Genomic DNA, 8202 nt, shown 5'->3' with positions numbered 1-8202 from the left:
GACCCGCAGGGTGACCCAGCCGCCGCCCGCGCCGCCGCCGGCCGACCCGCCGCCGTTCGGCTGATCTTCGTGCAGCGCGGCGACCTGCACGCCGGTGCGCACGGTCGCGCCCGCCGCCTCGGCCGCGGCGAGCAGCGCGGCGTCGAGATCGGAGCGCATCACCATGGACAGCCAGGGCGGGTCGTCGACCCGGCCGCGGCTGACCTGGAACCGCCCGTCGAGGCTCAGGGTCAGCGCGCTCACCGACGATCGGACCACGCCGGTCAGATCGATCCCGACATGGTCGGTGGACAGGCCGACCAGCCCGCCGCCACAGGTCTTGTACCGCGGCATCGCCGACCGTTCGAGCACGCACACGCTGGCTCCGGCGGCCGCGGCGGCGCGCGCCGCGCTGCCGCCCGCCGGACCCGCGCCCACGACGACGACGTCGAAGGTGCTCATCGAAGCGTCTTCCAGACCCATTTCACTCCGTGCCGCTCGAACCGCGTCAGGGGGCTTCTCAGCGCAGCGTCAGGCTACGGCCGACCAGGCCGGCCCGGATCCGGCGCTCGGACGGGCTCAGCGGCGCCGTGACGGCCAGCGCGTCGCGGTAGGCCTGCCGCAGTGCGGCGGCCGGCTCCTCACAGTGATCGGCGGGCGTGTCGGCGGCCAGGTCCCAGACGGGGACGACGAGGCCGTCCGCCCGGAAGAACCCGACGAACCGCGAGCCGGCGCCCACCGTCAGCCGCTCGCTGGCGGCCAGCCGGGCCAGCGCGTCGAGCAACGCCTCCTCCGAGGCGGCGGTGTCGGCGTCGGTCCAGGCACCATCACCGGCGCCCGAGGTCGAAGCGTCCGGCGCGGACGTCGCCCCGGCGGGCACGGCGAGTGGAAACGCCCAGCGCAGGTGCCAGCGGTCCCCAGGATGACACCAGTAGGCGGCCGGCACGGAGGTCAGCCGGCTGGTGGGCACCACGGTGGAGTTGGCCCGCTCCAGCATGGCCGCCACCTCCTGCCCGGGGCCGCTGTCGTCGTCCGACGGGGGGAGCCACCAGTCGAAGCCGGCGTGCACGCTGATCTCCAACGGTGCCGGGTCCAGCAGGTCGACGAGCCCCGGCAGGGCGGTGAGCCCGCCGGACCGTTGCTCGACGAGCGGCGGCGACGACGCGACCGGCGCGTCGACAACGGTGCCCGGTTCGGCGTCGAGGGCGGCCAGCAGCGCCCCCGCGATGTCGCGGGACGCGTCCAGCCCAGGCACCGCGACCTGGATGGCGACGAGGATCTCGCCGGAGTCCCGGACGAGGGCCGGGGCGGCCTGCGGCAGCATCGTGGCGAGTGTGATCCGCCGGTCGGCGTGCTCGGGGTGCGCCGCGAGATGTTCGACCGACAGCCGCAGGGTCGCCGTGGCGCTCGGCACCAGCTCGCGCAGGGCGACGAGATCGGGTTCGTCCCGGCGGCCGACGAAGGGTCGCAGTACCGGCGCCGTCCGGCGGCGCTCACCATGACACGCCTTGTAACGGCGCCCGGAGCCGCAGGGGCAGGGCTCGCGCGGCCCGACGACGGCGATCGGGCCGTCCGGTGCGGGCGCCCCGGTGGTCCGGCCGCGCCCGACGGCGGAGCCGGTCGCGGCGAGTTGGGCGGTACGGGCGCCCGGGCGCTGGGGGGCGGGTCGGCGTGCGATCGCGAGCTCCTGGGTATCTAAGCGACGTGGTGTCTGGCGGCGTGCACCAGCGGCATGGCCCTGATCCGTCCGGCAGTGGAGCGAGCCGGCAGAAAGGCGATCCGGCAGTAAGGCTAGGCCATGGGCGGCGAACATCGCGGATGCCGGGCGGTCGCGGACGCGTGGCGGCCAGGACCAGGACCGATCGCCCCCGCGGGATGCCCGCCACCATCCTCCCGGCCCGCCAGGGCCCGCTGAGCCCGGGCGGCAAAGGAAGGAGTGCGCGACGTAAAGGCATCAGGGATAACCCGCACACATACCGCGTGTTGTCCCACTACCGCGACACCGCGCTCACACGGCCGGACACGTGCGGGCACGATGATGTGGCGTGGCCGGCCGGCCACGCCACCGCCTGGCTCCGCCTGAAAAGCAGGGGGTGGTCCGCCCGGGAATTCAGGCGGCGGTCCATCCTGCCGGGGGGCAGGTCGAGACAATGGGGGGTCGGTGGCAAAGGTCGTCGTCGCCGGCGGTGGAATTGCGGGAATCGCCTGTGCCTGTGTGCTTCAGGCGGAGGGAATCGAGGTGCGGGTCCAGGACCGCGGCCGGGTGATCGGTGGCCGGATGTCCTCCCGTTGGATCGACGGCCGCATCGTCGATGCGGGGGCGTCCTACTTCACCGTCAGTTCGCCCGAGTTCGCCGAGGTGGTTCAGGACTGGGCCGCCCGAGGAATGGCCCGGGCCTGGACCCGCCGGCTGGACGTGATCAGCGGCCCGGACGCCGCCCTGACCGCGGGCGAGGCCGGGCCACTGCGCTACTCGGCGCCCCGCGGCCTGCGCTCGCTGGTCGCGGATCTGGCGTCCCGTTCCGGCATCACCGTCCTGCAGTCCTCGCCGATCACCCGGATCACCCCGGGCCTGGCCGTCGACGGGGAGGTGGTGGACGCCGCGGTGCTGGCCATGCCGGATCCACAGGCGATGCGCCACCTGGACGACACCTTCGTGGCCGAGCGTGCCCTTGTCGCCGACCGTCCGTGGGCGCCCGCGCTCGCCCTGCTGGCGGGCTGGAAGCATCGCTGGTGGGCAGCGATGGACGGGGCGTTCGTGCACGATGACGACACCATCGCGTGGATCGCCGACGATGGCCGCCGCCGCGGCGACCAGGCCCCGGTGCTGGTCGCCCATTCGACCGCCGAGTTCGCCCGCCCGCATCTCGCGGAGCCCGCGGCGGCCGGCACCCGGCTGGTCGAGGCCCTGCGCCGGCTCTTGGGGATCCCGGAGGCACCCTGCTGGGTGCACGTGCAGCGGTGGACGTTCGCACGGCCGGAGCGACCGCACGACGAGCGGTACTTCCTGTCCGACAGCGGCATCGGCCTGGCCGGTGACGGCTGGGGCGCGCCGAAGATCGAAAACGCCTGGCTGTCCGGCACGGCGCTCGGTCGGGCCCTGGTCGATCGTCTGCGCTGAGCAGAGCAGACGACGAGGTGACGAAGGCAGACAAATGTCGGTCGAACTCGTTTGATTGGAGTCGCCGGCGGCGGGTACATCTGCCGTCATGGAGATCAAACTAAGTCTGGCGTTGCCCCGCGACGAGATCTCCATTCCGGTCGTTCGGCGAATTTGCGCGCAATCACTGAAAGTCCTCGGGGTAACCCAAGAGTGCATCAATGATGTTGAGCTGGCGTTGACCGAGGCGTGCGCGAATGTTCTTCTTCACGCCCAGGACGGCGACGAGTACGAGGTTTCGGTCGGGGTGGACAACGAGGTGGCCGTCATCGAGGTGAGCGACTACGGCGGTGGATTCGACGCCGAGGTCGATCCCGACGCGCCGATCGGCGCCGCCGGTGACAGCACCCCGACGGAGAGCGTCCCCGAACAGGGCCGCGGGATCTTTCTCATGCGGGCCCTCATGGACCAGGTGCAGTTCAACCGGGTGGACGGGCCGTACCGGGGCACCCGGGTGCATCTGGAGAAGACGCTGGTCTGGGAGGACAGCGCACCGGGCGCGCGGCTTGCCCGGCCGCGCTCCGGGCTCGGCCCGTGGGGGGCCGTTCCGGCCGCTGCCGGCACGGACAGCGCATCGGTCCCGCCCCCATGAAGAGCAGCGGACGGTGCCGACCCGGCACCGCCGCCCGGAGCAAGCCGATACGCTGATCCCAGGTGGACGGCGAGAGCACCGGATGGTGCCGGAGGTGCGGGTGAGTGCCGGGATGAGCGCGATGAACGGCCACGCGACGACGGTGACCCCCCGGGTCGGAGTCGTGACGTTTCCGGGCTCCCTGGACGACCGGGACGCCGCCCTCGCGGTGCGCGCCGCGGGCGCCGAGCCCGTGGCCCTCTGGCACGGGGACGACGATCTCGCCGCGGTTGACGCGGTGATCCTCCCCGGCGGCTTCTCCTACGGCGACTACCTGCGGGCCGGCGCGATCGCCCGGTTCTCCCCGATGGTCGCGACGATCGTCGCGGCGGCCGCCGACGGGCTGCCCGTCCTCGGCATCTGCAACGGCTTCCAGGTGCTCTGCGAGGCCGGCCTGCTGCCGGGCGCGCTGACCCGCAACGCCGGGCTGCACTTCGTCTGCCGGGACCAGCGCCTGCGGGTCGAGACCGCGGCCACCGCCTGGACCCGGAACTACCAGCCCGGCGACGAGATCACCATCCCGATCAAGCACGGCGAGGGGCGCTACGTGGCGAGTCCCGACGTCCTCGCCGAACTCGCCGCCGAGGACCGGGTGGTGTTCCGCTACCTGGGCGGCAACCCGAACGGCTCGGCTGCGGACATCGCCGGCGTCTGCGACGCGCGGCGCACCGTCGTCGGCCTCATGCCGCATCCCGAGCATGCGGTGGACGCCTTGACCGGCGTCGGCGTCGACGGGCTGGCGATGTTCACCTCCGTGCTCTCAGGCCTTCTCAGCCGCGTCTGACCCGGCCGGGTCGGTTGCCGGTTCACGGGCAGCGTCCGCGGCCACCGACCGGCGCAGCGCCGCGTGCAGGCCCGCGGGCGTGAGCACCCCGACGACGGCATCCCCGGCGTACACGTCGAGGCTGTCACGGTCCTGCGCCAGCAGCGCGGCCAGCGCTTCCCGCAGGGACGCGCCCTCCCGTACCCGCGCCTGTGGCTGCCCGGGCGAGGGGCCGCCGGGCGCCTCGGCGGCGATGGGCCCCTTTGCGGGACGGGGCGGGTCCAGGTCGTCGCGCCGCAGCGGCGTCACGGCGAGGCGGCGAAGCGCCCGGTCCGAGCCGGCGAAACCGGCCACGAAGTCGGTCGCGGGCCGGCCGAGGATCCGCGCGGGCGGGTCGATCTGCTCCAGCGAGCCGCCCTGGCGGAACACCGCGATCCGATCCCCCAGCCGAATCGCCTCGTCGAGGTCATGGGTGACGAACACGATCGTCTTGCGGATCTCCCGCTGCAGCCGCAGGAACTCGGCCTGCAGCCGGTCCCGGGCGATCGGGTCGATCGCCGAGAACGGCTCGTCCATCAGCAGCACCGGCGGGTCCGCCGCCAGTGCCCGGGCCACGCCGACCCGCTGCTGCTGGCCGCCGGACAGCTCGTGCGGATAGCGGGCGCCCATCAGGGCCGGCTCCAGTCCGACCAGTTCCAGCAACTCGTCGACCCTCGTCCGGACCCGCGCCCGGTCCCAGCCGAGCAGCCGCGGCACCGTGCCGACGTTGGCCCGCACGGTCAGGTGCGGGAACAGCCCGACCTGCTGGATGACGTATCCGATCCGCCGCCGCAGCCGCACCGGGTCGGTGCGGGTCACGTCCTCACCGGCCACCACGATCCGCCCGCTCGTCGGCTCGACCAGCCGATTGATCATCTTCATCGTCGTGGTCTTGCCGCAGCCGGACGGCCCCACCAGGCACAGCAGCTCGCCGGCCGGCACGTCGAAGCTCAGGTCACCGACGGCGACCGTGCCGTCCGGGTAACGCTTGCCGACCCCCATCAGCGAGATCATCGGATCCGCCGAGGTCGCCGGGCTCACGACGGGCTGCGCGGCCATGGGCACACATCCTCTCGACCGGTTACGGTGCTTCGGTGGCTATCGTCGCGTCCGGTAACTGTCTCGAACGGAACGCCTGGATCTGCGGAGACTACGTCCGGACGCGTTCCGACGAGCTGTGGACGGCGTCTCGCGAGCACATCCTGCTGACGGTCAGCGCGGTCGTGATCGGGCTGGTCATCGCGGTGCCGCTGGTGCTGCTGGCCCGCCGTTTCCGGGTCGCCGTGGCCTGGATCGGCGGCCTGACGAGCGTGCTGTACACGATTCCGTCGCTGGCGTTCTTCGCGCTGCTGCTGCCGGTCACCGGCCTGTCGACGACGACGGTACGCATCGGTCTGGTGGTCTACACGCTGGTCATCCTGTTCCGGGGGCTGCTGGCCGGGCTCGACGCGGTCCCGGCCGCGGCGCGCGAGGCCGCCCGCGGCATGGGCTACGGCCCGGCCCGGCTGCTGCTCACCGTCGAGCTCCCGCTCGCCCTGCCGTCGATCATGGCCGCGGTCCGGGTCGCCACCGTGTCGACGGTCGCGATGGTCACCGTCGGGGCGACCATCGGCCACGGCGGCCTCGGCAACCTCATCTACGACGGCCTGAGCAGCTCGTTCAAGGCGGAGGTGCTGACCGCCTCGGTGTTGTGCGTGGCGCTGGCGGTCGTCGCCGACCTGCTCCTCGCCGGGCTGGAGTGGCTGCTGACGCCCTGGCGGCACGGCCGGCGCGGCCGGCGGACCGCCCGGGACGGCGCGCCGCCGGGACCGGTCTCCGTCGTCCCGGCGCAGCCTGGGCGCAGCGCCGCATGAGCACCCTGACCGGCGCCTTCGACTGGCTCACTACCGGCTCGAACTGGCGGGGCAGCGAGGGGATCGGCACCCGGCTCACCGAACATCTGCTGCTTACCGGCGCGTCGGTGGGCATCGCCTGCGCGGTGGCGCTGCCAGTCGCCGTCGGCCTGGGCCATCTCGGCCGGGGCGGCACTCTCGCCATCAACATCTCGAACGTCGGCCGGGCGGTGCCGACGTTCGCGGTGCTGGTCCTGCTGGCCATCGGCCCGCTGGGGATCGGTGACACGACGACGGTGGTCGCGCTGACTTTGTTCGCGATCGCACCGCTGGTCACCAACAGCTACGTCGGGATGCGCGAGGTGGATCCAGGGGCGAAGGAGGCCGCCCGGGGCATGGGCATGTCCGGCGGCCAGCTACTGCGCCGGGTGGAGCTGCCGCTGGCAGCGCCCCTGATCGTGCTGGGCCTGCGGCTGGCCGCCGTGCAGGTGGTGGCGACGGCGACGATCGCGGCGTTGATCGGCGGCGGCGGCCTCGGCCGTTTCGTCGTCGACGGGCTGGCCAACAACCGCCACGACGAGGTCGTCGGCGGAGCGATCCTGGTGGCGGCACTGGCGTTGATCGTGGACGGGATCCTGTTCGCCGTGGCCCGGCTCGTGGCGAGCGGACCGAGGAAGGTCCCCGCCGCCCGCACCCGCTGATCCGGCCGGTGGACACCCGGCGCCAGCACCAGGAGTGACGCATTGTTCACCTTGTCGCTGTTATTTGTGCCTTTACGGTTGCGGCGGCCTACCCGCCTGCAGGAATGTGTCCGGGACGCCCGGAAGTTGTCGGATCCGAGTGCGAGGGTGGGACGGTCGGCGATGGTGGCAACGCGCGCCGGCGCGCACCGACGGTCGGGCAGCACCAGGGCGACCACGAAACCTGCAATGACGAGCGGTGGGGATCATCAACGTGACTGACGAAGCAGCAGCGTCCGGATCTCGTCGGGCCGGCCTCCGAGCGGCCCGGCGGCGCCCGCGGGCCGTGCTGGTGGGCATCGCCGCGCTGGCCGCCCTGGCCCTGAGTGCGGCCGCCTGCGGCTCGGACACCAGCGGCTCCGGGTCGGGCTCCACGAGCGAGGGCTCGCTGACCGTGGCCGACGCCGGCTTCACCGAGAGCAAGGTCCTCGCCGAGATGTACGCGGCCGTGCTGGAGAAGGCCGGGTACAAGGTCGAGCGGACCTCGGTGCAGCAGACCGAGCTCGCCCAGTCGTCGCTGGAGAACGGCACGGTCGACGCGATTCCGCAGTATGTCGCGACCTACGCGGACCTACTCAACGCCAAGGTCCACGGTTCCACCGCGCCGTCGGTCTCCTCCCCCGACCTGCGGAAGTCCCTGGCCGCGCTGCGGCCACTGGCCGCGGGGGTCGGCCTGTCGGTGCTCGACCCGGCCGCCGCGGTCGACCAGAACGCGTTCGCGGTGAGCAGGTCGTTCGCCGCCCAGCACCACCTGAGCACCCTGTCCGACCTCGGCGCGAGCGGCCAGACCGTCAAGCTCGCCGCCGGTCCGGAGTGCGCCAGCCGGCCGTTCTGCCAGCCGGGGCTGGAGAAGACCTACAACATCAAGGTCAGCGAGATCGTCCGTACCGGGGTGGACACCCCGCAGACCAAGGCGGCGGTCAAGAACAACACCGCCCAGCTCGGCCTGGTCCTCACCACCGACGCCACCGTGGCCGACTACGGATAATGCCCCGTGGAGTGGTGTAGATCGGTTCGCGTTCCGCTCTGCGTCTTTCGCTATTATGCGGCCTGAATAT

General features: G+C 72.7%; 9 protein-coding genes. 6 read left to right on the top strand and 3 right to left on the bottom strand.

The window, feature by feature from the left end:
• Both MXD58_RS14575 and MXD58_RS14570 read right to left on the bottom strand, forming a co-directional pair.
• On the bottom strand, positions 1–441 hold a 441-nt coding region (locus tag MXD58_RS14575; protein ID WP_250609408.1), incomplete at its 3' end, for an FAD-dependent monooxygenase.
• A 58-nt stretch (positions 442–499) separates the two neighbouring features.
• Positions 500–1657, bottom strand: coding sequence for a DUF5926 family protein (locus tag MXD58_RS14570; RefSeq protein WP_248840989.1), 1158 nt, complete (start codon positions 1655–1657; stop codon positions 500–502).
• Between the two features lie 483 nt (positions 1658–2140).
• On the opposite strand from MXD58_RS14570, the gene MXD58_RS14565 reads away from it, so the two are divergent.
• The 3 genes from MXD58_RS14565 (at position 2141) to purQ (ending at position 4554) form a co-directional block, all read left to right on the top strand.
• Complete coding sequence (locus MXD58_RS14565; RefSeq protein WP_248840974.1) at positions 2141–3100, top strand: NAD(P)/FAD-dependent oxidoreductase; 960 nt, start codon at positions 2141–2143, stop codon at positions 3098–3100.
• 88 nt (positions 3101–3188) lie between these two features.
• Positions 3189–3731 carry an ATP-binding protein gene (locus MXD58_RS14560; protein WP_248840988.1) on the top strand — a complete coding sequence of 181 codons (543 nt, stop codon included), beginning with the start codon at positions 3189–3191 and terminating at the stop codon, positions 3729–3731.
• 121 nt (positions 3732–3852) lie between these two features.
• Complete coding sequence (purQ, locus tag MXD58_RS14555; protein ID WP_248840987.1) at positions 3853–4554, top strand: phosphoribosylformylglycinamidine synthase subunit PurQ; 702 nt, start codon at positions 3853–3855, stop codon at positions 4552–4554.
• Here purQ and MXD58_RS14550 read toward each other — a convergent pair.
• A complete protein-coding gene (locus MXD58_RS14550) occupies positions 4531–5631 on the bottom strand; it encodes an ABC transporter ATP-binding protein (protein WP_284678358.1) in 1101 nt (366 codons plus the stop codon). The genes purQ and MXD58_RS14550 overlap by 24 nt on opposite strands.
• Positions 5632–5666: 35 nt before the next feature.
• On the opposite strand from MXD58_RS14550, the gene MXD58_RS14545 reads away from it, so the two are divergent.
• The 3 genes from MXD58_RS14545 to MXD58_RS14535 all read left to right on the top strand — a co-directional run bounded on the left by MXD58_RS14545 (position 5667) and on the right by MXD58_RS14535 (position 8132).
• Positions 5667–6425 carry an ABC transporter permease gene (locus MXD58_RS14545; protein ID WP_248840973.1) on the top strand — a complete coding sequence of 253 codons (759 nt, stop codon included), beginning with the start codon at positions 5667–5669 and terminating at the stop codon, positions 6423–6425.
• The gene (locus MXD58_RS14540) at positions 6422–7105 is read left to right on the top strand and encodes an ABC transporter permease (protein WP_248840972.1); all 684 of its coding nucleotides are present in this window, start codon (positions 6422–6424) and stop codon (positions 7103–7105) included. Before MXD58_RS14545 ends, MXD58_RS14540 begins: the two co-directional genes overlap by 4 nt.
• A 253-nt stretch (positions 7106–7358) precedes the next feature.
• The gene (locus tag MXD58_RS14535) at positions 7359–8132 is read left to right on the top strand and encodes a glycine betaine ABC transporter substrate-binding protein (protein WP_308301968.1); all 774 of its coding nucleotides are present in this window, start codon (positions 7359–7361) and stop codon (positions 8130–8132) included.
• Positions 8133–8202: the final 70 nt, after the last annotated feature.

This window comes from Frankia sp. AgKG'84/4, assembly GCF_023242965.2.
Lineage (GTDB): Bacteria > Actinomycetota > Actinomycetes > Frankiales > Frankiaceae > Frankia.
This window is presented reverse-complemented; position numbering and strand designations above follow the sequence as displayed.

Bases quoted from the DNA above. Each gene is read 5' to 3' on its own strand.
- MXD58_RS14560 (WP_248840988.1), top strand. From the start codon at position 3,189: ATGGAGATCAAACTAAGTCTGGCGTTGCCCCGCGACGAGATCTCCATT.
- purQ (WP_248840987.1), top strand. From the start codon at position 3,853: ATGAACGGCCACGCGACGACGGTGACCCCCCGGGTCGGAGTCGTGACG.
- MXD58_RS14550 (WP_284678358.1), bottom strand. From the start codon at position 5,631: ATGGCCGCGCAGCCCGTCGTGAGCCCGGCGACCTCGGCGGATCCGATG.
- MXD58_RS14540 (WP_248840972.1), top strand. From the start codon at position 6,422: ATGAGCACCCTGACCGGCGCCTTCGACTGGCTCACTACCGGCTCGAAC.